Source organism: Erythrobacter ani (assembly GCF_019204025.1).
Classification (GTDB): domain Bacteria; phylum Pseudomonadota; class Alphaproteobacteria; order Sphingomonadales; family Sphingomonadaceae; genus Erythrobacter; species Erythrobacter ani.
Genome location: NZ_JAGSPB010000001.1, coordinates 1113781 through 1140072, shown reverse-complemented (window position 1 = coordinate 1140072; position 26292 = coordinate 1113781). Strand labels below are relative to the sequence as shown.

Here is a 26292-nt window from a genome sequence, read left to right as displayed (position 1 = left end):
GGGGCCGATTATGTTTGCACGCACACTTCCCGTCCTTGCGGGGCCAGTCTTTGCAGGACCAGTCCTGGCCGGGGCGCTCGTCCTGTCCAGCCCGCTGGCCGCGGACGAGCGCGAGGGAGCGGACGAACACAGTTCCGCTCCGAGCCCTTACTTCACCGGCGCCGACCTGTTCGGACTATCGACCGCAACAGATCCGCAGATAAGTCCCGACGGATCGCAGGTCGCCTATGTCAGGCGCACCAACGACATAATGACCGATAGTGCCGTCAGCTCGATCTGGCTTGTGGATGTATCTAGCGGCGCGGAAACCCCGCTCGTAACCGGCGAAGGCGCGCATTTCAGCCCACGCTGGTCGCCAGATGGATCGCGCCTTGCCTATGTGTCGACCGAAAGCGGCGGCGGACCTGAGCTGCATGTTCGCTGGATGGACAGCGGGGCCAGCGCCAATATCACCGCCCTGCCAGAATCCCCCGGCGGCATCAGCTGGTCGCCCGACGGCTCGCGCATCGCCTACACTGCACGAGTGCCGGGAAAGCCGGTCAGCCTCGGCAGCGCGCCCGCCAAACCCGAAGGCGCGGAATGGAAAGCGCCGCCCTCCATCACCGATGCGGTGACATACCGTTTCGACGGCGCCGGATATCTGAAACCCGGTTTCACCCAGATATTCCTCGTATCCGCAACCGGCGGCGCGCCACGCCAACTGACCTTCGGTGACCGTGATCATTCGGGCACACTCGAATGGACGCCCGACGGAGAAACAATACTCATAAGCGGAAATCGCGACGAGAACTGGGAACTCGCCGGTCTCGATACGGAAATCTATGCAATCGACCTGGCGTCAGGCGACATCACCGAAATGACCACCCGCGAAGGTCCTGATTTCGCGCCGCAGGTCAGCCCCGATGGACGCCGGATCGCCTATCTCGGGTTCGATGACCGGGGCAAGGACGCCCATCAGGCCGAACTGTATCTGATGGACGCCGATGGTTCGAACAAGAGCCGCATTGCCGCCGGTTTCGACCGTTCGTTCGACAGCCTCGAATGGACCGAGGCCGGCTTGTTCGCAGGCTACGAGGATGAAGGCCTCTATCGCGTCGCGAAGATATCGGATGCGGGAAATGTCAGCCCGCTCGATGCGCGAATCGCCAGCCCCGGATACACCCGCCCCTATGTTGGCGGGCAATGGTCGGTTTCGGACCGCGGCACGCTCGCCTTTACTTCGGGCAGTCCGGTGCGGCCCACCGATATCTCGGTTCTAGGACGGGGCAACGCGCGCAAGCTTACCGCGCTCAACGACCTCAAGCTGTCGGGCAAACGGCTCGGCGAAACGCGCGAGATTTCGGTGACGATGCCCGATGGGACGGAGATTCCCAGCTGGATCGTCCTGCCGCCCGATTACGTCGAAGGGACGCGCGTTCCGATGGTGCTGGAAATCCACGGCGGCCCGCATGCCTCCTACGGTCCGCATTTCTCCAGCGATTATCAGCTGTACGCGAATGCCGGTTATGCCACGCTGTTCACCAACCCGACCGGTTCGACCGGATATGGGGCCGATTTCCTGAGCAGGATCGACGGCACCTATCCCGCTCCCAACGATGACGAATTGATGGCTGCGGTCGATGCTGCGGTCGCGCAAGGCTTTGCCGATCCGGATAATCTCTTCATCACCGGCGGCTCCGGCGGAGGTATCCTTACCGCGTGGATGGTGGGCAAGACCGACAGGTTCGCCGCAGCGGCATCGAACAAACCGGTGATCAACTGGACCACGATGGCGCTGATGGCCGATGCCTATCCGTTCTTCGCGCGGTACTGGATGAAATCGAACCCGTGGGAAAATCCGGAAGGATATTGGGCCCGCTCACCGTTGGCCGCTGCGGCCAATATCAAGACGCCCACCCTCGTGCTGGTCGCAGCCGAAGATTACCGGACGCCGCGCAGCGAGGCCGAACAATTGTACGGCGCGCTCAAGTTGCTGGGCGTAGACACCGCGCTGCTCGTGACGCCGGGTGGCAGCCACGGCGATACCACGATGTCCCCAAGCCAGCTGGCCGCGAAAACCGATGCGGTCATCAAATGGTTCGACAAATATCGGACCGACAAACAGGGCGAATAGCGGAACGGCCGCGCTCACAGGGTGTTAACCTCCTGTGAGCGCCCCGTTTTCCTGGATCCGTCCCGAACCTTGGGGCGTGCATATCGTGCCTGCCGATTGCTGGGTCGATCCCGGCAAGGCCGTGGACCGCGCGCTGGTCACCCACGGACATGCAGATCACGCACGCGGCGGGCACGGAGAGACATACGCCACGCCTGAAACGCTGGCGATCATGGCCTTGCGTTATCGGACGGGCTTGGCCGATGAAAGCGGTGAAATTCCGACCAAGGCGATCCCGGTCGAACATGGTGAGACGATCCGCCTGCCGGGCGATGTCGATGCGACCTACATCCCGGCGGGTCATGTGCTCGGCAGCGCACAAATCCTGCTGGAGCATGCGGGCGAGCGCGTGGTCATCACCGGTGATTACAAGCGGCGGCCCGACCCGACCTGCGCTCCGTTTCGGGTCACTCCCTGCGATATCTTCATCACCGAGGCGACGTTTGGCCTGCCGGTCTTCACCCATCCGCCGATCGAAGACGAGATCGCCAAGCTCACAAAGGCGCTGACCGACAATCCCGACAAAAGCGTGCTGGTGGGCGCTTATGCGCTGGGCAAGGCGCAGCGCGTAATCGCGGAACTCCGCGCGGCAGGGCATCACGATCCGATCTATCTGCACGGTGCGATGGAAAAGATGTGCCGCCTGTATGAAGAGCACGGAGTGCAGCTCGGCGAATTGCGGCTCGTATCCGATCATACCAAAGACGAGATGCGCGGAAGCATCATCGTCGCGCCGCCTTCTGCACTCAATGACAGGTGGTCACGCCGCCTGCCGGAACCAATTACCGCGATGGCGAGCGGGTGGATGCTGGTGCGCGGCCGCGCACGTCAGCGCGGGGTCGAATTGCCGCTGGTCATCTCGGACCATGCCGACTGGAACGAGCTTACCCGGACCATCGACGAGGTCGACCCGCAAGAGGTGTGGATCACCCACGGCCGCGAAGAGGCGCTGCTGCGCTGGTGCGAACTTGGCCAGCGAAAGGCGCGCGCGCTGGCGCTCGTCGGGCGCGAGGACGAGGACGACTGATGGAGGAGTTTGCCGCTCTTCTCGACACCCTGGTCTATACCACCAGCCGCAACCGCAAGCTGGCGCTGATCGCTGATTATCTGCGCGAGACCCCCGATCCCGATCGCGGCTGGGCACTGGCCGCGCTGACAGGCGAGCTCGATTTCCCAGCCGTCAAGAGCTCGACCATCCGCAATTTGATGAAAGATCGGGTCGATCCGGTGCTCTGGACGCTCAGCCGCGATTTCGTGGGAGACACGGCTGAGACCGCAAGCCTGCTTTGGCCGGAACCGGAAAGGCGCGAGGGGAACGTGCCGAGCGTTTCGCAAGTGGTGGAGATGCTCGGAGCGCTCAACCGCAACACCGCGCCAAAGGAACTGCCCGCACTGCTCGACCGTCTTGATGCCAATGGCCGGTTCGCGCTCATCAAGCTCGCGACGGGCGGCATGCGCATCGGCATTTCCGCGCGGCTGGCGAAGACGGCGTTCGCGCAGGCATTCGATGTATCGGTCGATGAGGTCGAGGAATATTGGCACGCCCTGCAAGCGCCCTACCCCGAACTGTTCGCATGGGGAGCTGACGGCGGCGATCCGCCCGACGTATCCAACCGGCCGCGGTTCCGCCCGTTCATGCTGGCCCACCCGCTCGAAGATACCGAGGTTGATGTCGCTGATTACGCCGCAGAATGGAAATGGGATGGCATTCGCATCCAGCTCGTTCGGGTGGGCGGCGAATCCCGGCTGTATTCACGCTCGGGCGACGACATTTCTGCGACGTTTCCCGAATTGCTCGATGTTCTGCCGATGGACGCGGTGGTGGATGGCGAACTGCTGGTTCGCGGTGCGCAACAGGGCGGCCCGGAAAACGAAAAGACCCAAGGTGGAGCGGCAAGTTTCAACGCTTTGCAGCAGCGCTTGGGTCGCAAAACAGTCAGCAAGAAAATGCTCGCCGAGGCTCCGGCTTTCGTGCGCCTCTATGATGTGTTGATCGTAGAGGGAGAGGATCTTCGGGAACAGGCATGGACCACGCGGCGGGCCGCGCTCGAAGCGTTGATGCCGCGCCTGCCGGATACCCATTTCGACCTGTCATCGCTCGTCGACGCCCGGGACTTCGAACATCTCGCCGAAATCCGCGAAGGCGCACGCGACGATGCAATCGAAGGCCTGATGCTAAAGCGCCGCGACAGTCCCTACATTGCCGGGCGCAAGGTCGGCCTGTGGTACAAGTGGAAGCGTGACCCTCTGCTGATCGATGCGGTGTTGATGTATGCACAGCGCGGCAGCGGCAAACGGTCCAGCTTCTATTCCGACTACACTTTCGGTTGCTGGGATGGCGACCCCGATACCGGCGCAGAGCTGCTTCCGGTGGGAAAGGCGTATTCGGGGTTCACCGATGCCGAACTGAAAAAGCTCGACCGGTTGGTGCGACAGACGACGCTTAACCGTTTCGGCCCGGTGCGTGAGGTCGAACGGACGCTGGTGTTCGAGGTCGCGTTCGACAGCGTCCACACGTCGAAGCGGCACAAATCGGGCCTCGCCATGCGCTTTCCCCGTATCCACCGCATCCGCTGGGACAAGCCGGTGCACGAGGCCGACCGGATCGAAAGTCTCAGGGCGCTGATCCGGGACTGACCTGCGAAAGCCCGTCGCACCTTTTCGCTTGATGGTTGCTTGCATCGTGATACGTTGCAATTCGAAACTAACCCAGCCGGAGAGGCCCACATGACGCTCCACGACCAATCGATTGCCGTTTACCGCTCCCGCATTGACACCATGATCGGCTTGCTGACCAAGGCTGAGGTGCATTCGAAGGGTGATGCCTTGCTGGAGGCGCGGTTGGCGGACGACATGCATCCGTTTGCCAATCAGGCGCGTTTCGTCGCCAATCTCCCCGGAGAGGCTCTGCCCCGGCTGACAAATCGCAGCTTCACGTCGCTCGACGAAAATGCCTCAACCCTGGCCGAAGCGAAAGACGCGCTGTCCAAAACCGCCGCCCTGCTCGACAGCGTCACTCCGGACGAGCTCGTCGCACCCGACGCAAAAATCGTGCTCGACCTGCCTAATGGAATGGAATTCACCATGGCGGCCGAGCAATATGTGCGCGACTGGTCATTGCCGAATTTCTATTTTCACTTGACCACCGCGTACGCGATCCTGCGCAGCGAGGGACTGGATATCGGGAAGATCGACTTCATGCCGCACATGATGCCCTATATGACGAAGGGCCCCAGCTAGGCGTTAGTCAGCGGCGACGGCGTTCTGCGACGGTCAGTCGAGACCGCATTCGAAAACGGCGATCGCGTGCGCTTTTGCATTCTCCGAATAATGCGCAACGCCCATTTTCATCCCGGCGATCGCCGCTTCGGTGAGTTCCCTCATCGGTTTGGCCGGGCGGCCTGCCCAGAGCGTGCGGTCTTCCATCACCTTGCCCTCGGTCAACATGGCGCCCGCTGCCAGCATCGCGTCATGGCCGATCACCGATTTGTTCATCGCAATCGCACCAAGGCCGACAAAGCCGCGATCCAGGATCGTGCAGCCATGCACCATCGCCATATGGCCGACCAGTACGTCATCGCCGATGATCAGCGGCGAGCCTTCTTCGTCGCCCGGTCGCGGCGGGTCGCAATGGAGGACGCTGCCGTCCTGGACATTGGTCCGTTCCCCGATCCGGATTTTGAAAACGTCGGCGCGAACGACGCAATTGTACCAGATCGAACTGCCGGCACCGATCTCGACATCGCCGATAATGGTCGATCCCGGCGCAACGAACGCGGTTTCGTGAATGCGCGGCGTCTTGCCATGGATCGGGATTATATTGACACCTGGGCGATACATTAGCGGTTCTCCCACTGCTCTTTGCGGAGCGAATACTGGATCGTCGGATTGTCCGCTTCGGGCATTCCGGGATCGATGAAGTCAAGCTCCTTGCGCCGTATCATACCGAGCTTTTCCATGAGCTTCCAACTGCCAGTGTTGCTCTCGCAAGTGAGCGCGACCACATGCGGCGCGCCGATCGGCCCGAACGCCCAGTCGATTACCGCGCGCATCGCTTCGTACGCGTAACCGCGCCGCCAGCGATCTTCACGGACGACCCAGCCGATTTCGTGGTCGCCCACATTCGGCGCGAGCGGATTTTCAACCCATTTGATCCCGCAATAGGCGACCATATCGCCGGTCGATTTCTCGTGAGCGAACAGGAAACTGAAGCCGTCTCTCGCAAACATCGCCATACCCTTGGCATGGCGCGCCTCGATCTCATGCCACTCCATCACCCCGCCAAGATGCGCCATGACCGCTGGAGTGTTGAGCACGGTGTCGTGTAACTCAATGTCGTTCTCGCCGATCTTGCGCAGCACCAGCCGCTCCGATTCAAGCACGAGATCAGTCATGACTGGCGGCCCATTCGTCCGAGGTGATCGAGTAGACGATGAGCTTGGGATCATCCACGTCCCAGCTGTAGTCGACGAAATCGAGATCTTCGCGGCGGCGCATTCCGAGCCGCTTCATCAGCCTCCAGCTCGGAGCGTTCCCATTTACGGTGATGGCTATTGCTTCGTCTGCGTCGAACCGCCCGAAAGCGAGATCGAGCGATGCGATGGCCGCCTCCTTTGCATAACCGTGTCCCCAGGCATCTTCGCGCAGACGCCATCCTGCTTCCATCATTCCGATCGGTCCGCCTTGCTGGTTGCAGCGCTTGAGGCCGCAAAAGCCGAGAATCGCGCCATCCGATTTGCGTTCAACCGCCCAGAATGTGTGTCCATGTTCCGCACGGTAGCTTTCGAGCCGGGCGCGCGCGTCGGCCATGCCCTTTTCGTCCAGCACCCCGCCCAGCCAGCGCATGACGGCGGGCGTGTTGGTCCCTTGCCAGAACTCCGCCCAATCCTCTTCGCACCAATCGCGCAGGATCAGCCGCTCCGTTTCGTGGCGAAACTGCGAGCTGGGATCAGACATCAGTTACCCCTTCGCGGGCCAAGGTGAAAACAAACTGATGGCATTGCGGATTGTCTCGGGCGATCGCCGGATGGTCGAAGTCCAGCTCGGGGCGATGTGTGAAGCCGAGCTTGCGCATCAGGTTCTGGCTTGGCGTGTTGTTGGCCGATGTGAAAGAGACCAACCGCTGGCGTTCGGTATTACGCCAGAACCATTCGACGCAAGCCTCGGCCGCTTCGTGTGCATAGCCTTTGCGCCACTCGTCACGCGCCAGACGCCAGCCGATCTCGACCTCCCCCTCAATCGGCAGGCCAGGGCCGCAGACCTGGAGGCCGGTAAAGCCAATGAATGCGCAATCAGCTTTCGTTTCGACCGCGAATAGACCGAAACCGTGCTTATCAAAATGCGCAATGATCCGGTCCGTCAGCGCATAGCTCTGCTCCCGAGTGAGCTCGGACGGGAAGAATTCCATGACTTGCGGGTCGGCGTTCATCGCCGTGAAGGGTGAGCGATCCTCTTCGCGCCATGTGCGAAGAATCAGGCGCTCGGTCTGGAGAAACTTCCTAACCATTGAGGATGCGCGCAGCGACGGGCGCGTGATAGGTCAGCACGCCCGAACAGCCCGCGCGCTTGAAGGCGGTGAGTTTTTCCATCAGCAGCGCGTCGCGGTCGCCTATTCCCGCCGCCTCGGCTGCCTCGATCATCGCGTATTCGCCGCTCACCTGATAGGCGAAGACAGGTATACCGAACGCTTTTTTCACGCGGTAGATGATGTCAAGATAGGCGAGGCCCGGCTTGACCATGACGCTGTCCGCACCCTCGGCAATGTCGAGCTCGACTTCGCGCAGAGCTTCGTCCGAATTGGCCGGGTCCATCTGATAGCTTTTCTTGTCGCCTTTCAGCAGGCCGCCCGATCCCACCGCATCGCGAAACGGTCCATAGAATGCGCTCGCATATTTGGCGGCATAGCTCATGATCTGGACGTTGGGGTGGTTGCCCATTTCGAGCGCCATGCGGATCGCATGGATGCGGCCATCCATCATGTCCGAAGGGGCGATGATGTCAGCGCCCGCCTCGGCCTGGTTGATCGCCTGGTCGACAAGCACCGCGACGGTATCGTCATTGGTGACATAGCCATGCTCGTCGAGCAGCCCGTCCTGGCCGTGGCTGGTGTACGGATCGAGCGCGACGTCCGTCAGCACTCCAACATCGTCGCCGCAGGCATCCTTGATAGCCTTGATCGCCCGGCACATCAGATTGTCGGGATTGTGTGCCTCCGCCCCGTCATCGTTGCGCTTTTCAGGCGGCGTATTAGGAAACAGAGCGACCACCGGAATGCCCAATTCGGCCGCTTCCTTCGCGCGCGCCGCAATCCCGTCCACCGACCAGCGCGAAACGCCGGGCAATGTGCCAATCGGCTCTTCCACACCGGAGCCTTCGGTCACGAACAGTGGCCAGATCAGATCAGTCGGTTGCAGCTGGCTTTCGCGGTGAAGCGCGCGGCTCCAGTTGCTGGCGCGCGTGCGGCGCATACGCGTGTTTGGATAATGTCCCGTCATGGGCGGCAGGTGTAGCCGCAATTACCGCAGCGCTGCAATCACAAGCATATCGCCACGATCTTCAGGGCCCGTTTGTGCCGCCGCCAATACGCCGTGCCATGTCGATCTTCTCGATTTCGCGTATGGGTTCTTCGGATTCAGTCTGGAGTTGTTCCAGGTCTTCGAGCGCCGCGCCGACATCGACTTCCTTCAGCTTGATCAGCTGGCGGCGAAAATCGATAAGCTCGGTGCCCGAAAGCTGCGCTCGGGTGACGAAATTCACGCTGGCCGGATTGATGTGCCGTCCGCCGCGGTACATTTCGTAATGGAGGTGCGGACCGGTCGAGAGGCCGGTCGAGCCGACATAGCCGATGATCTGGCCCCGGCGGACCTTCTGGCCCCGCTGCACGGCCATCCGGCTCATGTGGCAATAGCGCGTGGATAGCCCGCTGCCATGGTCGAGCCTTACCGCGATACCGCAGCCGCCCATCCGGCCGGCACCGCTCACGGTGCCATCGGTCACGGCGGCAATCGGCGTTCCGCGCCGGGCCCTGAAATCGAGCCCTGCATGCATTCGGCGATAGCCCAGGATCGGATGACGGCGCATTCCGTACCGGGATGAAATGCGTCCCGGCACCGGCGCTATCAGACCGCCGCGCTGCTCACCCACTCCCGATGCCTCGTAGAAACGCCCCTCATCACCCCACCGCATCAATTGCGTGCGCGGCTGCCCGCCGCGGTCGATCCCCGCATAGAGCAAATTGCCCGCTTGCCGCTCGCCCGTCGCGGCGCGGCGATATGCGACAATAATGTCGAACTCATCGGACGCGCGCACCTCGCGGTTCAAGTTGATCTGGTTATCGAGCGCCTTGATATAGTCCTGAACGGCGCTTGCCGGGACACCTGCCGAGCGCATCGAACGGTACAGGCTCGACCCGACCTTGCCGCGCACGCGCAGCGGCGTGTCGTCGACCCGGATGACATTGCGCTGGAGCGCTAGCATGCCGGTCTCGCCGGTATCCGCATTGAAGCCGCGCCTGCCGATCTCCAGTTCCAGGTCGAAACGCGCGCGGAACTTGAGCGCGTCGAGCGGACGCGGCGTACCGGGCTGCATCCGGCGACCAAGGGTAATGTCGATCTGCGTGCCCGGTTCAATGTCCGAAAGCGGCATCGCATCGTCGATCAGTGCGCTAACCCGGCTGACATCGCTGCTCGACACTCCTGCCCGGCGCAGCATCGTCGCAAAGCTGTCACCCGGTGCGAGCGTGGCCAGGACGTCGATCTGCGGACGCTCAGGCGCGCTGGCGAGTGGAATGACCTGCGAGGTCGGCCCCATCTTGCGGCCGCTATCTGCCCCGTAGGCCAACGGCATGATCATCTGGCTGCGGAACTCGTCGCGGATTTCCTCGCCTTCTGGCATTGCAGAGCGAGCTTCGAGCGGAGCAAAATCGGGCCAGAACGCAAGCGCGACGGCACCCAGGGCAATCATCGTTCCGAGACCGCGAAACCATCGGCGACTGCCAATATTCTCGGCGAGGTCAGGCGCCAGATCCAGCTCGCCGAGCCATGTTCCGGCGTGTATTTTCCATTCGTCGTAGCGTTCGCCAAGGCCGCTCACACGGGGAATGACCCGGCGTCCCGCAGTGCTGGCTGGAGAGGGTTTGTCCTTGCGCGCCAGCCTTCCGAAATAGGCGGATATGGATTGCACCGTCGAATTCTGGCCATCTTCCGCGCGTGCGCGCGCCGCTGGCAGAGCAGGAGCGTCCGCTTCTGCCGACCCTTCTTCGCTATCGCAGCTAGGGGCAATCTCGCGCCCGTAATCCAAAGGTAATTCCCCCTGAGACCGCTTTCGGCCACCGACCGTGTTCCTAATGGCCCAAAACCTTGGCGGAACAAAGTAAATCTACACTTAACCAACGATCAGGCGAGTCAGCGATGCGACAAACCGTGCCGCGAAGCAGAGAAGGTGCAGTCGTCAGGCCATTGCTCCCGCTTGCCAACACTGACAAAAGCGCAGCCGTGAGCCCGATTTCCAGCGATTCCAGGGTCCGGGCGGTGCTCGGACCAACCAACACCGGCAAGACGCACCTCGCGATCGAGCGGATGTGCGGCCATTCCAGCGGGATGATGGGATTTCCGCTGCGCCTGCTCGCGCGCGAAGTTTACGACCGGGTTCGTGCAATCAAGGGTGACGATGCGGTCGCGCTCATTACCGGCGAACAGCGGATAGAGCCTCCGAATGCGCGGTATTTCTGCTGCACTATGGAGGCGATGGACCGGCTTGGCTGGGGACATGCCTTCGTCGCGATCGACGAGGCACAGATCGGTGCCGACCCGGAACGCGGACATATCTTCACCGACCGACTGCTGAATGCGCGCGGCCGCGAAGAGACGATGATCCTGGGTTCGGCCACGCTCGAGCCGATCGTCAGGGCGCTGATCCCGGGCGCGGAAATGGTCGAGCGCCCGCGCTTTTCCACACTCACGCATGCGGGCACCGCAAAGCTTTCGCGCCTTCCCCCGCGCAGCGCGGTCGTCGCATTCTCGATCGAGCAGGTTTACGCCATGGCCGAAGCGCTCCGCCGGTTTCGCGGTGGGGCGGCGGTCGTGATGGGCGCGCTTTCACCCGAAACACGCAACAGACAGGTTGAACTGTTCCAAAATGGTGAGGTTGATTACATCGTCGCCACCGATGCCATCGGCATGGGGCTCAATCTCGATCTCAATCACGTCGCCTTCGCGGCGCTTTCCAAGTTCGACGGCCAGCGAAAGCGCCGCCTTATTCCCGCCGAAATGGCGCAGATCGCCGGGCGCGCCGGGCGCCACCAGACCGATGGCAGTTTCGGGACTTTGGCCGGCGGTGGCACCCGTTCAGGCGCCCCGCTCGAATTCACAGAAGAAGAGATTTACGCGATCGAGGAGCACCGGTTCGCGCCGCTGACGAAACTCTATTGGCGCGAGGCCGAGCCTCGCTTCGACACACTCCCCGTCCTGATCGGCGATCTCGAAAGCCGTCCACGTCACGACGTGCTGCGCGCCGCGCCCGAAGCCATCGATCTATCGGTGCTCAAACGGCTCGCAGAGGATCCGATTGCCAGCACCGTGCGCGGAAGCGGCCTCGTCCGACGCTTTTGGGAGGCATGTTCATTGCCGGATTTCCGGCAGGTCGGTGTCGATCCCCACGCGCGGTTCGTCGCGAGATTGTGGCATGATCTGTCGGGTGGGTATCTCGGCGCGGATTTCGTTGCCGCCAGGATCGCAGAACTCGATCGCACAGGCGGGGATATCGACACCCTGCAGGGAAGGATAGCCGCGATCCGATCCTGGGCCTATATCTGCCAGCGACCCGACTGGGTGCTGGCGCGCGACGAAATGGCTGCGCGGGCCCGCGCAGTCGAAGCGAAGCTCTCGGATGCGCTGCACGCGCGCCTCACCGAGCGCTTCGTCAACCGAAGGACGACGATACTGATGAAATCGCTTGGGCAGGATGCAAGCGCTCTCCCCATCACGCTGGAGACCGATGGACGGCTTACGGTGGAAGATGAACCGATCGGCAGGCTCGACGGCTTCCGCTTCGTGGTCGATCCCGATGCGACCGCCGCCGATCGCAAGATGCTGCTCGCGGCAGGAGAAAAGGCGCTGCCCGGCATCCTTGCCAAACGGGCAGAGTGGCTACTTTCCGAGGGCCTCGGAGAGCTTTCGATCGAGCGCGGCGCAATCCGCTGGCAGGGCCGCGCGCTGGCCGGCATCGAGATATCCGACGATTTCGGCACAGCGCGACTCGATCTTTCGCGTGACGTTTCGCTGCTCGCCGAACCGGCGCGATCCCGGCTCGAGGCTGGATTGAGCGAATGGCTCGGTAGCCAGCTCGAACCATTGGAACCCCTCCGCAAATTGGCCGCTGCGGCGCGCGATCCCGAAGCAGGGTCGCAGGCGCGCGCGCTTCTCATTACGCTGATCGATGCGCGCGGCGTTGTTAGCCGCGAGGCTGCTGGCCTTCAGCATCTGCCCAAGGAAATGCGCCCGTTCCTGCGCAAACTGGGTGTGACGTTCGGCGCGCTCGACGTCTACGCCGCGCCGCTATTGAAGCCGGCACCGCGGCAATTGCTGCACGCGTTGGACCTGGATAAGCGGCCACTGCAGGACGCCATGCTCCCGGTTCTGCCAGAAGCGAAGAAACTGCCCGCAGGGTACCGGCCCGCGGGATCGCAGATCATCCGAGTGGATCTCGCCGAAAAGATCCTGCGCGCCGCGTTCGATGCGCGCAGCAAGGCCTCAGCAAAAGCCGGAAAAGAGCGCAACACTCGCTTTCTGCTCGACCTGTCCCTTCCGATCTCGATCGGGCTGGAGGAGGAAAATGCCCGCAGGTTGCTGGGCAGCGCCGGGTTCCGTTTACAGCGCGCGCGAACTTTGGGGGATGGCGTCTTCGGTCCCCCTGCCCCCGACACATGGACCTGGCGTCCACGCCGTTCGGGCGACAATCAGCAACGCGGTCGCAGGCCCGATGATCGACGCGCGAAGGGGCGGGGCGACAAGCGCCCTCGCGGGAAAAAGGGCCCGCCACGGCAAGTAAAGCCGAAGGTCGAAACAGGGCCCGCTAAAGCCGGCGGCGCATTCGATGGTCTCGCCGACCTGCTTGGCTAATGAAGGGGGAAGAGCGTTCCTGCGAAACTCAGCCGTCGATCCGGATCGATCGGCTGCTCGTCTATCTCCGCTTTGCCCGGACCCGTTCAGCCGCCCATGCCGTGATCGAAAGCCATGCGCTGCGACGAAACGGGCAGCATGTCCGGCGGGCGAGCGAGAATGTCTGTGTTGGCGATGTCATCACGCTCGTTCAGGGCGGCGAGGTTCGGATTGTCGAAATCCTCGCTCTTCCTGCGCGCCGCACATCGCCCGCTGCGGCGAAGTTTCACTACCGGGAACTAAACCGAAACTGATCCAGTCCGGTCATTTTGCAGGCTTGACCCACGCAAACAAATCGACATAGCAGGCCCCGTGCAATCCGCCCCTGTTTCGAGAGTTCGCTTAAATGACCTACGTCGTCACCGATGACTGCATCAAATGCAAATACACCGACTGCGTCGAGGTCTGTCCGGTAGACTGTTTCTACGAGGGCGAGAACATGCTCGTCATCAATCCAAGCGAATGCATCGATTGCGGTGTATGTGAGCCGGAATGCCCGGCAGAAGCGATCCTGCCGGATACCGAGGACGGGCTCGAAAAATGGCTTGAGCTCAATACGAAATTCTCGGCGGAATGGCCGAACATCACCAGCCAGAAAGAGCCGCCCGCCGACGCCGACGACCACAAGGGTGAAGAGGGCAAGTTCGAAAAGTACTTCAGCTCGAACCCCGGTGAAGGCGATTAATCTCGCGCGGTCGGTGGCGGATAAAAACCTAACAATTCTAGCGGCATAAAGCTGCGCCCACGCTCGCTAACATTGCGCCCAGCGGCCGCAACCTCCTTGCGAACCGAGCGGACTCGCAATTTTGTTGCGATTGTGCTATATAATCGATCAACCGCGCTTGGTGATACCGGCGCTGGCCGATTAGAAGTAGGAAGGTCGCTACCCAGCAACACAGCTTCGGACAAGATCGCAACGGCGCACGTCTCTCTCAGCAGGAGTCAGTGCGCCGCGTGGCAAATTGTCCCATCTGTGGCTGCTGAAGGCCGAATGAAAGGAACTCGCATGGCAAGCAATGCGCCCGCATTTGTCGTCGGAGATTACGTTGTTTACCCCAAGCACGGCGTTGGCCGTGTGATCGAACTTCAGAACGAAGAAATCGCCGGCATGCAGCTCGAACTGTATGTCCTGCGTTTCGAAAAAGAACGCATGACCCTGCGTGTTCCGGTCAACAAGGTTGAATCCATCGGCATGCGCAAATTGTCTTCGGACAAGACGCTGAAAGAAGCGATGGAGACACTCAAGGGCAAGCCCAAGGTGAAGCGCACCATGTGGTCGCGCCGTGCGCAGGAATATGAAGCGAAGATCAATTCCGGCGAGATCGTCCTGATTGCCGAGGTGACGCGCGATCTGTTCCGCCCCGACGACCAGCCGGAACAAAGCTATTCGGAACGTCAGATCTTCGAAGCGGCATCCAGCCGCCTCGCCCGTGAATTGGGCGCGATGGAAGAGACGGACGAAGCCACCGCGCTCGAGAAGATCCTCGAGGTTCTGCGCGAACATGCGCCGCAATATTATAACAACGATGACGAAGAGGGCTAAGCCCCGATCATCAGATACGCTTTTTGAAAGGCCGCCCTCGCTGGGGCGGCCTTTTTTGTGGTCGCCACACTCTTGCAATGGGTCACATGCTGTATTATGTCAGCAATACGCATTTGGGTGGAGGTATTATGATCGATCGGTTTGTTCGCGGCTGCGCCAAGAGCGCGGCACCCCTGGCAGTGTTGGCTCTGGGCACCGCACTGTCTGGCTGCGCATATATGGATGACTGGGACAATGTCGACGGAGTGCCACTCGCGGAGCTCGACACCAGCGGCGCTGCACCGTCTGAAATCGTGCTCGCAGGGCCGGACAGGATCATCATCACGGAAGCGAGCGAACTTGCCATCTCGGTTGAAGGCGATGCGAAGGCTGGCCAAGCCTTGCGGTTCGACCGAAACGGCGATCGACTGACGATCGCCCGTGATCGCAACATCTTCGACGGATCGGGCCGTGCCACAATTCTGGTGAGCATGCCACCACCCGCCGAGTTGGGTATTGCCGGAAGCGGCGCGATCGAAGCAGCGAGCATGGCAAGGCAGGATGCCCAGCTCGAGATTGCAGGGTCAGGCAACATCGTGGTTGGCGCAATCGATGCTGATCGGCTGGAAGTCGAAATTGCCGGGTCGGGTGATGTGACTGCTGCAGGCAGAGCAACGCGGCTGTCGATCGAAATTGCCGGGTCAGGCGATGTGAACTTCGCAGATCTCACCGCCGATGATGTGAGCGTAGAGATTGCAGGGTCGGGCGATGTCGAACTGGCCTCAGACGGCGTGGTCGCGGCGGAGATTGCCGGATCGGGCGATGTCACCGTGTATGGCTCAGCAAGCTGTTCGGTGGAGAGCGCGGGCTCCGGTTCGCTGACATGCCGTCCACCTGAAACGGCGGCCGCTGCGTCGAGACGAGAGGTGGCGGCGGACGAATAGCTCGTTAGCCGCTCTCGGCGGGTTGCATTCGCGCGTCAGCGCGCGCAAACACCCGGAATGCGAGCACTTTCCGTTCTTTCCGTCATCGCCATGTCGACCGTCCTGTCGGGCTGCCTTGTCAAGGCGGCCGCGGATGTCGCCACCGCCCCGATCCGGGTCGGCAGCAAGGCCGTCGATCTCGCGACAACCAGTCAATCCGAAGCGGATGAGAAGCGCGGGCGCGAAATTCGCAAGCGTGAAGAGCGATTGGGCAAGCTCGACCGTCGTTACAACGACGAGATCGAGGATTGCCGGGACGGCGACCAGGCAGCCTGTGAAGACGCGCGCGCAACCTACGCGGAAATTCAGGAAATAATGCCGACCGTTCCTGCCGAACCGGATCGCGATTAATCGGCCCCGGCACCTGGCGGCGTCGCCGCCCTCGCCAGCCGGTCGTTGATTGCGCGTCCAACTCCCTCGTGCGGAACCGGCGCAACGGCAATTGCTCGCTTGTTCGACAGCGCCGCTTCGTGAAGGCAGCTGTACAGGCGCGCGGCCGCCTCCTTCAGGTCACCTGCTGGTGACAGATTGCAGTCACCACGAACCGGTCCGAAACCTATCAGGAATTCGCCCGCTTCGGCACGCATCGCTTCCAGCCTCACTGGCTTTCCGGGAGAGTAATGGCGCGATAGTTGGCCGGGCGCTTCAATCATGTCGTCGGCATCGTCACTTTCCGTGCCAAGGATACGAACCAACGAATCCTTCGTGATCGGACCCGGTCTTAGAAGCGACCAACCACCCCCTGCCCGCAGCGCGATGATCGTCGATTCCACCCCGCGTTCGCACGGTCCGCCATCCAGCACCATCGGGATTTCCGAACCCAGCGATCCCAGAACATGCTCTGGGCGCGTCGGGCTGATCCCTTCGCTGCGATTGGCCGAAGGCGCAGCGAGCGGGTGACCGAGTTTCGCGAGCAAGGCTTTCATCATCGGGTGCGAAGGTTGGCGCAGCGCAATGGTCGAAAGGCCAGCTGTCACCGCGCTCGCAATCGACGCGTTATCGCACAGCGGCAACACAAGCGTCAGCGGCCCGGGCCAGAACCGTGCGGCCAGATCGAACGCGCGTTCATCGAAATCAGCGATTTCGAGCGCCTGCTCGAGATCGCGAACATGTACGATGAGCGGGTTGAAATCGGGGCGCCCCTTCGCCGCGTAAATCTTTGCCACCGCATTGCCGCTGTCGGCGCGCGCAGCAAGCCCGTAGACCGTTTCGGTGGGCACTGCGACCAGTCCGCCGGATTCGAGTATCTGCGCCGCGCGGGCGATCCCCGCTGCGTCCGCTGCCACCACTTCCGTAACGTCCTTGTCGCTCATCGCATGGTCGCTATATTCTGACGCAAGCGCTGCCAAGCAAAAGGCGCTTTTCCCGTTGCCCAGCGACCCATTAAACAGGACGAGATCCGCCCGTGACACCCTATACACCGCCGACCCAAGACCAGCTGCTCGCCATTAGCGTCAATGCCGGGATAGAGGAGCTCACCCAGAGCGAAAAATTCGCTCATGCCGAATCCGACCTGGTCGAGGCGATAGTCGAGGGTGTTGGCCAATTCGCCGCAGGCGAGTTCGCACCGCTCAATCGCATCGGCGACCTCGAAGGCGCGAAGCTCGAAAACGGCGTGGTCCGTCTGCCCGACGGGTTCAAGGAAGCGTACGATGCCTATGTCGAGCAGGGTTGGAACGCGATCGCCTCGCCTGAGGAATTCGGTGGTCAGGGCCTGCCCTTTACCCTGTCGTGCAACGTCCTTGAGAACCTCGGCGCGGCAAACATGGCTTTCAACCTGCTGCCGATGCTGTCCGTGGGCGCGATTGAGGCGCTCGAACACCATGGCAGCAAGGATCAGCAAACGAAATACCTGCCCGATCTCGTAAGCGGCAAGTGGTCGGGCACGATGAACCTGACCGAGCCGGCGGCCGGCAGCGATGTCGGTGCACTCCGCTCCACAGCGGTCCCGATCGAGGAAGGAGAGCACGCAGGCAAATACAAGATTGCAGGCCAGAAAATCTACATCACCTGGGGTGAACACGAACTGGCGGAAAACATCATCCACCTCGTGCTCGCCCGCCTTCCTGATGCGCCCAAGGGATCGCGCGGGATTTCACTGTTCCTCGTGCCCAAGTATCACGTCAACGACGATGGCTCGCTCGGCAACCGCAACGATCTTCGCTGCGTCAGCCTTGAGCACAAGCTCGGCATCAATGCCTCGCCAACCTGCGTCATGAGCTATGGCGATAACGACGAGTGTATCGGCGAGCTTGTCGGGCAGGAGAATCGCGGATTGTTGGCGATGTTCACGATGATGAACAACGCGCGCATCAATGTCGGCAATCAGGGCGCGCATATCGCCGAACGCGCCACCCAGCAGGCGCTGTACTATGCGATGGACCGCGTGCAATCAGCGCGCGCGGGCGCACCGGACAAAACGCCGGTCGCCATTATCGAACATCCCGATGTGCGCCGAATGATCCTCCGCATGAAGGCTCTGACCGAGGGCGTGCGCGCGCTTCTCTATTACTGCGCAGGCCAGGTCGATCGCGGCACGATTGGCGACGGTGATGCAAAGAACCGCGCCGAGATCCTCGTACCGTTGGTAAAGGCGTGGGGCACGGACACCGGGGTCGAAGTCACCGGCATCGGTATCCAGATTCACGGGGGCATGGGCTTCGTCGAAGAAACGGGCGCCGCGCAGCATTGGCGCGATTCGCGGATCGCTCCGATCTATGAAGGCACCAACGGCATTCAGGCCGCCGACCTTGTGACCCGCAAATTGGGGATCGAGGGCGGTGAAGCGATGATCGCCCTTTTCGATGAGATCGCCCGCGACGCCGCGGAGCAACCCACGCTGCTGGCTCTGGCCAAGGACTGCGCGCATATCGTCCGCTGGATGCGCGACGAAGCGAGCCTCGATGATCGGCTTGCGGGCAGCGTCCCGTTCTGCACGATGGCAGCGGTCGCCGTCGCAGGCTGGCAGCTTCTGAAGCAGGACAAGGCGGTATCGGCCGGTGCTGCGCCCGCCCTGGCGGAGAGCAAGCCCGTGAGCGTGCGCTTCTTCCTCGACCACATCGTGCCCGAGGCGCACGGATTGAAGGCGAGCGCGATTGCAGGCGCGGATTTGCTCTACACCCTGCCAAGCGACAAGCTTGTTGCCGGGTAGCGGAATCCGTCGGTGAGCGAGCCGCGCGATCCCCTGGAGCGTATCGCTGTGGCGCTCGAGAGGCTTGTCCAGCGACCGCCTCCACCGGTCGATTGGCGGGCCCATCCCGCCTACATCTGGGAGGGAGCGGGCGCGCGTGAGTTGCATGTGTTTCAAGCACTCGGCCTGAACCAGCTGCGCGCAATCGACACGCAAAAGAAGCGGGTTCATGACAACATAGGCCGGTTTGCGCGAAGGCAGGCAGCGCACGACATGTTGCTTTGGGGCGCGCGGGGAATGGGAAAATCGGCGCTCGTCCGAGCTTGCGTGAAAGACGTCCAGAGCGAGGATCCCCGGGCGCTTGCATTGGTGCAGGTCGCGGCGCACACGCTCGACAGCCTGCCAGAACTGTTTGAGGCGCTGTCGGGCGTATCGCGGCAATTCGTCATATTCATTGATGATCTGGGATTTGCCGAGGACGACATGGCAGGCCCTCGAAAATTGCGCAGCTGGCTCGAAGGCGGGGTCGAGGCGCGAGCCGACAACTGCCGCTTGGCTGTTACGTCCAACCGGCGCGCCATTCTCACTCGTCAGGCAAAGGAACAGGATCCCGGCTTAGACAATGGGCCTTTGAACCCGCGCGATGCCGTTGATGACAAACTTGCGCTCGCCGACCGTTTCGGCCTTGCAGTCGGCTTTCACCCGTGTGGCAGGGACGAATATCTCGACATTGTCCGCACCTATGTCGAACCGCTGGGTATAAGCTTCACGGATGAAGAAGCGCTGGCTTGGGCTGTGGAACGCGGCCAGCGATCGGGGCGCGCCGCGTGGCAATTCATGGTCGAGATTGCGGGTAAGGCGGGTAAGGCGATCGCGTCTTGAACGCTTATTGCGCCTGCCCTGCCTGCGTCCTCAGATAATCCTCTTCGAAAGTCGCGCGCGGATCGCGCAACTCCCGCTGCGGCGGCAAGGCTTCACCGCTGATCCGGGCGATGGCTGCACCGGGCTGCGCATCGGGCGCGGCAGCGCGCCAGATTATCCCGGCCGTGTCGTCCGACACCAGCAACGATCCGTCTCCGGCCCACTCAACCCAGGTCGGGCGGCCCTTTGTCGTGCCATCGTTGTTTAGGAAACCGCCCAGGAGTTCGACTGGCTTACCCACCGGGTTTCCGCGTTCGTCGAATTCAACATACACCACGTCGTAACCCGACGGCGGTTTGCGATTCCACGATCCGTGCCGAGCGATGAAGGCTCCGCTGGAGAAGTCCTCGCCCATGAGGTGGCCTTCTTTGGTGAACACAAGCCCTAGAGCGGCGACGTGCGGTCCGACGGCGTAGACAGGATTCCTTGTATATTCAATGAGATAGGCGGGCATTGGTGCTTCAACACGGCGATCAATGTTGTTCTTGTAATAGACCCACGGCCAGCCATATTGCGCACCGATCGGCACATTGGTGAGATAGTCCGGCACCAGGTCGGATCCCAGCATGTCGCGCTCGTTCACGGTCGTCCATAGCTCGCCCGACCAAGGGCTGAAATCGAGTCCGTTGGCATTCCGCAGGCCAAGAGCGAACTGGCGCTGACGGTTGGTGGTGAGGTTGTACTCCCAGATCATCGCGCGGCCTTGTTCTACGTCCATGCCGCTTTCGCCGATATTGCTGACCGAGCCGACAGCGATGAACAAACGGTCGCCATCCGGGTGGATTTCCATATTGCGCATCCAGTGGCCGCCGCCGGGGGGCAGGTCCATCAACTTGCGCGGGTCGCCCGAAACCGTGTTGCTGCCGAGCTCGTAATCGAATTCGAGCACCGCGTTGTGATTGGCGACATAAAGCTTGCCATCGTTCCAGCTCATTCCCGAAGGGGAGTCGAGGTCCTGTTCTCGGATGGCTGTTTGTATTTCGGCGATGCCATCTCCGTCGGAATCGCGCAGCATGACGATCTGGTTAGGCGATTCTCCGGCGGAACCGGCTTTTTCAAACAGGAAAGACGCAACCCAGCCTCGGATCGTATCCATGATGCCGCCGTCGCCGTCCGCTTCGACCTTGGGTGCGCGGGTCAGCGTGACGAGAACGTCGCCGTTGGGCAGCGTATATAGCACGCGTGGGTGATCCAGGCCCTCGGCAAAGCGATTGACGCTGAGACCCTCCGCCGCTGTCGGAAGGTCGCCGTCGGCCCAACCGACTGGCTCCGCGATCTGAACAGTTGGGAAGGTTTCGGGATCCGGCTCCTGCAGCGTCGGATCTAGTCCTGCGACTTCCTCGACCGACAGATCGGCAGTGTCGCCGCGCGACAGGAAATAGAATGCGATGCCGAGAACAGCGATCAGGACGACAAAACCAATTGCGAGCTTGCGAAGAATAGCCATGTGCGAAGGAAATAGAGCCGCAATCCGCTTGCGGCAACAGCGTAACGCATTCAAGGAAAGTCGATGTACGATTTTAAACCCGACACGGCGCTCGATACAGGAGAGCGGTATCGCCAGTTGTGCCAGGCCGCCGATGGGCTGACAGCTGGCGAGCCCGACGCGGTGGCAAACATGGCCAATGTCGCAGCGCTTCTCTGGGAATTTCTGCCGAACCTCAATTGGGCGGGATTTTATCGTGTCGGCCCGTCGAAGTCAGGCGGAGACGAGCTGGTCCTGGGGCCGTTTGTGGGTCGCCCGGCATGCATTCGCATTCCATTAGGCCAGGGTGTGTGCGGGACGGCCGTATCCACTGGCGAAACGCAGCTCATCGAAGACGTACACGCCTTTCCGGGCCACATCGCCTGCGACGCTGCGAGCCAGTCGGAACTTGTCGTTCCGATATTCCGCGATGGCGCGGTTACCGCCGTGATTGATCTCGATAGCCCGGAGAAAGCGCGATTCACATCGCAGGATGCCGCAGGTCTGGAGCAATTGGCAGGGTTGCTGGCCGGCCGTATCTAGGCCCATCCCTGCCATTGTGGCGCGCACAAAAGTCGCGCGGCGCAACTTTTCCCGGTGGCTCAGAAATCTCCGCCCGTCAGACGCTGGCAAACCAGATCGAGCTGATCGAGTGAGCCGTAGCGGATCGAAATCGAGCCGGTACGCGGATCAGCATCCGCCTTGATCCGAACGGGCAGCCCGAGAAACTCCTCCAAATGATTTTGAACAGCCGCGATGTCGGCATCGTCCGCCGAACTGCGATTGTCGATAGGCTTGGCAGTCCCCTCTTTCACGCTTTTTGCGACCTTGCGGACCATTTTCTCGATCTCGCGCACCGACAAGTTTTCACTTACGGCCTGATTGGCCAGCGTTGCCGCGTCCTCGTGGCCGATCAAAGCGCGCGCATGCCCCATTGAGAGTTTCCCGCCTTCGACCAGATCGAGAATCGCCGCAGGGAGACCTAAGAGTCGCTGAATATTGGCCACATGGCTGCGCGATTTTTCGACCATCCGGGCGATTTCTGCCTGGGTCATACCCTCATCGTCAGCAAGTCTTTGATAAGCCCGCGCTTCTTCGACCGGATTGAGATCTTCGCGTTGAAGGTTCTCGATCAGCGCGAGCGCCATCACTTCGCGGTCATCGAGTTCACGGACAAGCGCCGGCAGCTCGTGCAGCCCGGCCTTCTGTGCCGCGCGCCAACGCCGTTCCCCCGCGACGAGCTGATATCTTCCATTACCCTGCGGACGGACGATGATGGGCTGGATTACGCCGCGTTTCGCGATCGATGCTGCTAGTTCATCCAGCGCTTTCTCATCGAAGTGCTTACGAGGGTTGCCCGGTAGCGGTGAAATCGACGCCGTAGAAAGTGTCTTGAGCGGCGATCCACTATCCGAATCCGGCTCGATATCCGCATCGGGCCCAGGGGCTCTGACAAGCGGTTCTTCGCGCCTCGTCTCCCCCAGCAGGGCACCGAGCCCCTTCCCCAGCTTCTTTTTCTTGTCAGCAGGGCCCCGTTGAGGGACCGAAAAACGTATTGGATCGGTGTTCTTGTTCATGCGGCCTGCCTTTCAGGCGGAAAACGACCGATCAATTCGCGCGCTAGCGAAATATAGGCGCGGCTGCCCGTGCAGGCATGGTCGTAAACAAGCGCGGGGAGCCCGTGACTGGGGGCTTCGGAAAGCCGGACATTGCGCGGAATAACGGTTTCAAACACCAAATTGCCGAGACAGTCGCGGACATCGTCGGAGACCTGGTCGGTGAGGCGATTGCGTCGGTCGAACATGGTCAGCGCGACACCGATGATGTCGAGCGATGGGTTGAACCGCTGCTGCACCCGCTCCACCGTCTGCAGAAGCTGGCTGAGGCCCTCGAGCGCGAAAAATTCGCATTGGAGCGGGACTAGCAGCGTGTCCGCGGCGCACAATGCATTCAGCGTAAGAAGACCCAGCGAGGGTGGGCAATCGATAAAGCAAATCTCGTGCCCACGGTGATCATTTAGCGCCTTGCGCAATCGCGCGGTCCTCTCTTCGACCGAAACAAGTTCGATTTCAGCGCCGCTTAAATCCTGAGTCGCCGGAACGAGGTCCAGGCCAGGTATGCTCGTTTCAACTACAGCATCGGCTAGCGGAGCTTCATCGACGAGCAAATCGTAGCTCGAAATCCCACGTGCGGCTGAATCCACGCCCATTCCGGTCGATGCGTTCCCTTGGGGGTCGAGATCGATAAGAAGTGTTCGCCACCCAGTCGCCGCCATGGCGGTTGCCATGTTGATCGCTGTTGTGGTCTTGCCCACCCCACCCTTTTGGTTCGCTATCGCTATGGTCAGCATGATTTTCGTGCCTGATGGCCCTTTCTGCGCCCGATTTGCGCTATTTGTGGCTCGGAGAACTCACGATGATGCCTGCATCGCGATCGGTCAATGACTGTTCCACGTGAAACATTTTCCGAATCGGTGCTTTTTGCTGTTCCAATTCGTGCGCCGCAGACCGTCCTTTGGGCAATAGATGGGTGGTGGCCGCTGTGGAGAAGGGTGCGGATAATCGCAAAAGTTTATCGAGGGGCGCGAATGCACGTGCCGATATGACACTGGCGTGGAATGGCTGAACACGCTCTAGCCGATCGCCCAGGACTTGGCATCGATCCAAACCGAGTTTTTCGACGCAATCCTTAAGGAAAGCAACGCGGCGTGCCCGCGATTCTACCAGTCTAACCTGTAGATCAGGCAGCAGAGCGGCGATAACCAGGCCCGGAGGCCCGGCCCCCGTCCCGAGATCGAGCCAAAGCGCCTCTTCGCGCTCGAGTGTTTCACGTGGAACATGCTCCAGTAGTTGCGCGCTATCGGCGATGTGTCGCTGCCAGATATGTTTTTCGGAGGCCCTGCTGATCAAATTCTGATGCTTGTTCTCTTCAATCAGAAGTTCTGCGAACCGTCCAAGCCGGTCCGTGGCGGCGGCATCCACAAACTTCCCAACATATGCCCGGGCATCGGCTTCGGATTCCACAAGCGTGACAGGTGTCATGCCGCAGCCTGACCCCTCTGCTCATAACGCCGCGCATAGACGAGCAATGCCGACAGGGCGGCAGGTGTGATGCCTGGAACGCGTCCTGCTGCCGCAAGCGTCGCCGGGGAAGCAATCGTTAGCCTCTCCACCATCTCATTCGAAAGACCTGGGACCTCCCCGTAGGGAAAATGACGACTTAACACCATTTCCTCTGATGCGCGCAGATTCCGCAGCTCCGCATCCTGCCGAGCCAGATAGGGGGCATAGGCTGCATCCTCAGCCATTTCCGCGGCAAGATCAGGGTTGTCCTGCGTTATGTCACCCAGCCACGGCGAGAGTGCGCCGAGATCCAGCCCATCATGCCTGAGCCAATCGGCCAACGCCTTGTCACCACCATCTCTACGTACGGGCAGACCGGCGTCTGCGATTTCCTTGGCACTTACCATCCGGGAAAAGGCGTCCTCAAGCGCCGCTCTGCCTTGCTCGCGCTGTTGATACCACGCGCGTCGCTGATCGCCGATACATCCAGCACCAATTCCGAGCGGCGTCAGCCGTGTGGACGCGTTGTTCGCCCGCAGACGCAGCCTGTATTCGGCCCGGGCGGTCAGCATGCGGTAAGGCTCGGTCACGCCTTGCAAAGTCAAATCGTCGACCATCACCGCGATGTACGAATTGGCGCGATCGAGCTTAGGCGGATCGATACCCAACGTCGCCGCAGCCGCGCCAAATCCGGCCACCAGGCCCTGCGCCGCCGCTTCTTCATAGCCGGTGGTACCGTTGATCTGGCCGGCACAATACAGTCCCGGTATCGCACGCAATTGAAGGTCTGGCGTGAGAGCGCGCGGATCGATGTGATCATATTCGACCGCATAGCCGGGAACAGCCATCTCGACACGGTGCAGCCCCGGCATTGATCGAAGCATGTCCTGCTGCACGTCCACCGGCAGCGAAGTGCTAATCCCGTTCGGATAGACCAAATGCGTTGTCAGGCCCTCGGGCTCCAGAAACACCTGATGGCCATCGCGGTCACCGAAGCGGTGGATCTTGTCCTCGATGGAAGGGCAATATCGGGGCCCTGCAGCATCGATCGCTCCCGAAAACAAAGGCGAACGGTGCAGGTTTGCGCGAATGACATCGTGTGAGGCCTCGGTAGTGCGCGTGATTGCACAGAAGACCTGAGGGTTTACACGCCTGCCGGTGAGGGGTGACATCGTCCATTCATCGGCTTCGGACATTTGCTCCTCAAGCACGCCCCAATCGATTGTGCGCCCATCAAGACGGGGCGGCGTACCGGTCTTGAGGCGAGCCATTGGCAGCTCCGCTCCTCGCAATTGATCGGCAAGACGCTTGGCGGCGTTCTCTCCGATACGCCCCCCTTCGAAACGCTCTTCTCCGCGGAAAAGCACCCCGCCAAGGAACGTCCCGGTGCAGAGGATAACCCGCGGTGCCCGGAATATTGTCCCATCGGCAAGTTCAAGACCGCATACATGACCGCCCTCAAGGACGAGCGCCGCCGCCTCCCCGGCAATCAGTGTGAGATTGCCCTGAGTGTGCACTGCATGCTGAACAGCCACCTTGAAGAGAACTCGATCTGCCTGCACGCGCGGACCCCACACCGCGCTACCCTTCGACCGGTTGAGCATGCGGTAGTGAATCGCTCCCGCATCGGCGGCTCTTCCTATGATACCATCGAGAGCATCGACTTCGCGCACCAGATGACCCTTACCCAAGCCTCCGATTGCGGGGTTGCAACTCATTGCGCCGATAGCGTCAAGATCGAAGCTCACGAGGCCAGTACGCGCACCCATCCGCGCGGAAGCGCACGCTGCTTCCACACCGGCGTGTCCGCCGCCGACGACCAGGACATCAAATTCGTGCATGGTTGGCGAGATAGGTGGTGTCCGCCCCGAGGTCAAAACCTGTTTGCAGGTGTTTCACGT

General features: G+C 61.4%; 25 protein-coding genes. 13 read left to right on the top strand and 12 right to left on the bottom strand.

Annotation, left to right across the window (positions count from 1 at the left end):
* Positions 1-10: 10 nt before the first annotated feature.
* The 4 genes from KCG45_RS05480 to KCG45_RS05465 all read left to right on the top strand — a co-directional run bounded on the left by KCG45_RS05480 (position 11) and on the right by KCG45_RS05465 (position 5392).
* Complete coding sequence (locus tag KCG45_RS05480; protein WP_218316057.1) at positions 11-2113, top strand: alpha/beta hydrolase family protein; 2103 nt, start codon at positions 11-13, stop codon at positions 2111-2113.
* Positions 2114-2147: 34 nt separating this feature from the next.
* Positions 2148-3179: a ligase-associated DNA damage response exonuclease gene (locus tag KCG45_RS05475; RefSeq protein WP_218316056.1), complete on the top strand. Its 1032-nt coding sequence runs from the start codon at positions 2148-2150 to the stop codon at positions 3177-3179.
* Positions 3179-4789, top strand: coding sequence for a cisplatin damage response ATP-dependent DNA ligase (locus KCG45_RS05470; protein WP_218316055.1), 1611 nt, complete (start codon positions 3179-3181; stop codon positions 4787-4789). Before KCG45_RS05475 ends, KCG45_RS05470 begins: the two co-directional genes overlap by 1 nt.
* A gap of 90 nt (positions 4790-4879) precedes the next feature.
* On the top strand, positions 4880-5392 hold the full coding sequence (locus KCG45_RS05465) for a DUF1993 family protein (protein ID WP_218316054.1): 513 nt from the start codon (positions 4880-4882) through the stop codon (positions 5390-5392).
* Positions 5393-5425: 33 nt separating this feature from the next.
* Here the strand turns inward: KCG45_RS05465 and KCG45_RS05460 are convergent, their stop codons facing one another.
* From KCG45_RS05460 to KCG45_RS05435, 6 genes are all read right to left on the bottom strand, one after another.
* Entirely contained in the window at positions 5426-5992 is a 567-nt protein-coding gene (locus KCG45_RS05460; RefSeq protein WP_218316053.1) for a gamma carbonic anhydrase family protein, read from the bottom strand.
* Positions 5992-6546 carry a GNAT family N-acetyltransferase gene (locus KCG45_RS05455; RefSeq protein ID WP_218316052.1) on the bottom strand — a complete coding sequence of 185 codons (555 nt, stop codon included), beginning with the start codon at positions 6544-6546 and terminating at the stop codon, positions 5992-5994. The genes KCG45_RS05460 and KCG45_RS05455 overlap by 1 nt, the downstream gene beginning before the upstream one ends.
* Entirely contained in the window at positions 6539-7108 is a 570-nt protein-coding gene (locus KCG45_RS05450) for a GNAT family N-acetyltransferase (RefSeq protein ID WP_218316051.1), read from the bottom strand. The genes KCG45_RS05455 and KCG45_RS05450 overlap by 8 nt, the downstream gene beginning before the upstream one ends.
* Positions 7101-7658 (bottom strand): GNAT family N-acetyltransferase, encoded by a 558-nt coding sequence (locus KCG45_RS05445; protein ID WP_218316050.1) that lies wholly within the window; start codon positions 7656-7658, stop codon positions 7101-7103. The genes KCG45_RS05450 and KCG45_RS05445 overlap by 8 nt, the downstream gene beginning before the upstream one ends.
* A complete protein-coding gene (hemB, locus tag KCG45_RS05440) occupies positions 7651-8646 on the bottom strand; it encodes a porphobilinogen synthase (RefSeq protein WP_218316049.1) in 996 nt (331 codons plus the stop codon). Before hemB ends, KCG45_RS05445 begins: the two co-directional genes overlap by 8 nt.
* 61 nt (positions 8647-8707) lie before the next feature.
* Positions 8708-10450 (bottom strand): M23 family metallopeptidase, encoded by a 1743-nt coding sequence (locus KCG45_RS05435; protein WP_255547962.1) that lies wholly within the window; start codon positions 10448-10450, stop codon positions 8708-8710.
* 194 nt (positions 10451-10644) lie between these two features.
* Between KCG45_RS05435 and KCG45_RS05430 the strand changes: the two genes are divergently transcribed.
* The 6 genes from KCG45_RS05430 (at position 10645) to KCG45_RS05405 (ending at position 16164) form a co-directional block, all read left to right on the top strand.
* Entirely contained in the window at positions 10645-13269 is a 2625-nt protein-coding gene (locus KCG45_RS05430; RefSeq protein WP_439648906.1) for a helicase-related protein, read from the top strand.
* Positions 13269-13562, top strand: coding sequence for a S4 domain-containing protein (locus tag KCG45_RS05425; protein ID WP_255547961.1), 294 nt, complete (start codon positions 13269-13271; stop codon positions 13560-13562). The genes KCG45_RS05430 and KCG45_RS05425 overlap by 1 nt, the downstream gene beginning before the upstream one ends.
* A gap of 92 nt (positions 13563-13654) precedes the next feature.
* Positions 13655-13993 (top strand): ferredoxin FdxA, encoded by a 339-nt coding sequence (fdxA, locus tag KCG45_RS05420; RefSeq protein WP_218316047.1) that lies wholly within the window; start codon positions 13655-13657, stop codon positions 13991-13993.
* Positions 13994-14314: 321 nt separating this feature from the next.
* Positions 14315-14851: a CarD family transcriptional regulator gene (locus tag KCG45_RS05415; RefSeq protein WP_218316046.1), complete on the top strand. Its 537-nt coding sequence runs from the start codon at positions 14315-14317 to the stop codon at positions 14849-14851.
* A gap of 128 nt (positions 14852-14979) precedes the next feature.
* Complete coding sequence (locus KCG45_RS05410; RefSeq protein WP_255547960.1) at positions 14980-15774, top strand: head GIN domain-containing protein; 795 nt, start codon at positions 14980-14982, stop codon at positions 15772-15774.
* A 57-nt stretch (positions 15775-15831) separates the two neighbouring features.
* Positions 15832-16164: a hypothetical protein gene (locus tag KCG45_RS05405; protein ID WP_218316045.1), complete on the top strand. Its 333-nt coding sequence runs from the start codon at positions 15832-15834 to the stop codon at positions 16162-16164.
* Here the strand turns inward: KCG45_RS05405 and KCG45_RS05400 are convergent.
* Positions 16161-17126 (bottom strand): L-threonylcarbamoyladenylate synthase, encoded by a 966-nt coding sequence (locus KCG45_RS05400; protein ID WP_218316464.1) that lies wholly within the window; start codon positions 17124-17126, stop codon positions 16161-16163. The genes KCG45_RS05405 and KCG45_RS05400 overlap by 4 nt on opposite strands.
* Positions 17127-17218: 92 nt before the next feature.
* Here KCG45_RS05400 and KCG45_RS05395 point away from each other — a divergent pair, with 92 nt between their 5' ends.
* Both KCG45_RS05395 and KCG45_RS05390 read left to right on the top strand, forming a co-directional pair.
* Complete coding sequence (locus tag KCG45_RS05395; RefSeq protein WP_218316044.1) at positions 17219-18964, top strand: acyl-CoA dehydrogenase family protein; 1746 nt, start codon at positions 17219-17221, stop codon at positions 18962-18964.
* 12 nt (positions 18965-18976) lie between these two features.
* Positions 18977-19825, top strand: a complete 849-nt coding sequence (locus KCG45_RS05390; RefSeq protein WP_218316043.1) for a DUF815 domain-containing protein — start codon at positions 18977-18979, stop codon at positions 19823-19825.
* A 4-nt stretch (positions 19826-19829) separates the two neighbouring features.
* On the opposite strand, the gene KCG45_RS05385 is transcribed toward KCG45_RS05390, so the two are convergent.
* Entirely contained in the window at positions 19830-21311 is a 1482-nt protein-coding gene (locus KCG45_RS05385; protein ID WP_218316042.1) for a PQQ-dependent sugar dehydrogenase, read from the bottom strand.
* A gap of 63 nt (positions 21312-21374) precedes the next feature.
* On the opposite strand from KCG45_RS05385, the gene KCG45_RS05380 reads away from it, so the two are divergent.
* Positions 21375-21872: a free L-methionine (R)-S-oxide reductase MsrC gene (locus KCG45_RS05380; RefSeq protein WP_218316041.1), complete on the top strand. Its 498-nt coding sequence runs from the start codon at positions 21375-21377 to the stop codon at positions 21870-21872.
* Positions 21873-21931: 59 nt separating this feature from the next.
* Here the strand turns inward: KCG45_RS05380 and KCG45_RS05375 are convergent, their stop codons facing one another.
* Genes KCG45_RS05375 through mnmG form a run of 4 tightly spaced genes read right to left on the bottom strand, consistent with a single transcriptional unit; the run spans position 21932 to position 26232 of the window.
* The gene (locus KCG45_RS05375) at positions 21932-22906 is read right to left on the bottom strand and encodes a ParB/RepB/Spo0J family partition protein (RefSeq protein ID WP_218316040.1); all 975 of its coding nucleotides are present in this window, start codon (positions 22904-22906) and stop codon (positions 21932-21934) included.
* The gene (locus KCG45_RS05370) at positions 22903-23679 is read right to left on the bottom strand and encodes a ParA family protein (protein WP_218316039.1); all 777 of its coding nucleotides are present in this window, start codon (positions 23677-23679) and stop codon (positions 22903-22905) included. Before KCG45_RS05370 ends, KCG45_RS05375 begins: the two co-directional genes overlap by 4 nt.
* 40 nt (positions 23680-23719) lie before the next feature.
* Positions 23720-24370, bottom strand: a complete 651-nt coding sequence (gene rsmG / locus KCG45_RS05365) for a 16S rRNA (guanine(527)-N(7))-methyltransferase RsmG (protein ID WP_218316038.1) — start codon at positions 24368-24370, stop codon at positions 23720-23722.
* The gene (mnmG, locus tag KCG45_RS05360; RefSeq protein WP_218316037.1) at positions 24367-26232 is read right to left on the bottom strand and encodes a tRNA uridine-5-carboxymethylaminomethyl(34) synthesis enzyme MnmG; all 1866 of its coding nucleotides are present in this window, start codon (positions 26230-26232) and stop codon (positions 24367-24369) included. Before mnmG ends, rsmG begins: the two co-directional genes overlap by 4 nt.
* Positions 26233-26292 lie beyond the last annotated feature (60 nt).

Excerpts from the sequence above, each read along its gene's own strand:
- KCG45_RS05480 (WP_218316057.1), top strand. The coding sequence starts at position 11 with ATGTTTGCACGCACACTTCCCGTCCTTGCGGGGCCAGTCTTTGCAGGA.
- KCG45_RS05470 (WP_218316055.1), top strand. The coding sequence starts at position 3,179 with ATGGAGGAGTTTGCCGCTCTTCTCGACACCCTGGTCTATACCACCAGC.
- KCG45_RS05465 (WP_218316054.1), top strand. The coding sequence starts at position 4,880 with ATGACGCTCCACGACCAATCGATTGCCGTTTACCGCTCCCGCATTGAC.
- KCG45_RS05460 (WP_218316053.1), bottom strand. The coding sequence starts at position 5,992 with ATGTATCGCCCAGGTGTCAATATAATCCCGATCCATGGCAAGACGCCG.
- KCG45_RS05455 (WP_218316052.1), bottom strand. The coding sequence starts at position 6,546 with ATGACTGATCTCGTGCTTGAATCGGAGCGGCTGGTGCTGCGCAAGATC.
- KCG45_RS05450 (WP_218316051.1), bottom strand. The coding sequence starts at position 7,108 with ATGTCTGATCCCAGCTCGCAGTTTCGCCACGAAACGGAGCGGCTGATC.
- KCG45_RS05445 (WP_218316050.1), bottom strand. The coding sequence starts at position 7,658 with ATGGTTAGGAAGTTTCTCCAGACCGAGCGCCTGATTCTTCGCACATGG.
- hemB (WP_218316049.1), bottom strand. The coding sequence starts at position 8,646 with ATGACGGGACATTATCCAAACACGCGTATGCGCCGCACGCGCGCCAGC.
- KCG45_RS05425 (WP_255547961.1), top strand. The coding sequence starts at position 13,269 with ATGAAGGGGGAAGAGCGTTCCTGCGAAACTCAGCCGTCGATCCGGATC.
- fdxA (WP_218316047.1), top strand. The coding sequence starts at position 13,655 with ATGACCTACGTCGTCACCGATGACTGCATCAAATGCAAATACACCGAC.
- KCG45_RS05415 (WP_218316046.1), top strand. The coding sequence starts at position 14,315 with ATGGCAAGCAATGCGCCCGCATTTGTCGTCGGAGATTACGTTGTTTAC.
- KCG45_RS05410 (WP_255547960.1), top strand. The coding sequence starts at position 14,980 with ATGATCGATCGGTTTGTTCGCGGCTGCGCCAAGAGCGCGGCACCCCTG.
- KCG45_RS05405 (WP_218316045.1), top strand. The coding sequence starts at position 15,832 with ATGCGAGCACTTTCCGTTCTTTCCGTCATCGCCATGTCGACCGTCCTG.
- KCG45_RS05400 (WP_218316464.1), bottom strand. The coding sequence starts at position 17,126 with ATGAGCGACAAGGACGTTACGGAAGTGGTGGCAGCGGACGCAGCGGGG.
- KCG45_RS05385 (WP_218316042.1), bottom strand. The coding sequence starts at position 21,311 with ATGGCTATTCTTCGCAAGCTCGCAATTGGTTTTGTCGTCCTGATCGCT.
- KCG45_RS05380 (WP_218316041.1), top strand. The coding sequence starts at position 21,375 with ATGTACGATTTTAAACCCGACACGGCGCTCGATACAGGAGAGCGGTAT.
- KCG45_RS05375 (WP_218316040.1), bottom strand. The coding sequence starts at position 22,906 with ATGAACAAGAACACCGATCCAATACGTTTTTCGGTCCCTCAACGGGGC.
- KCG45_RS05370 (WP_218316039.1), bottom strand. The coding sequence starts at position 23,679 with ATGCTGACCATAGCGATAGCGAACCAAAAGGGTGGGGTGGGCAAGACC.
- rsmG (WP_218316038.1), bottom strand. The coding sequence starts at position 24,370 with ATGACACCTGTCACGCTTGTGGAATCCGAAGCCGATGCCCGGGCATAT.
- mnmG (WP_218316037.1), bottom strand. The coding sequence starts at position 26,232 with ATGCACGAATTTGATGTCCTGGTCGTCGGCGGCGGACACGCCGGTGTG.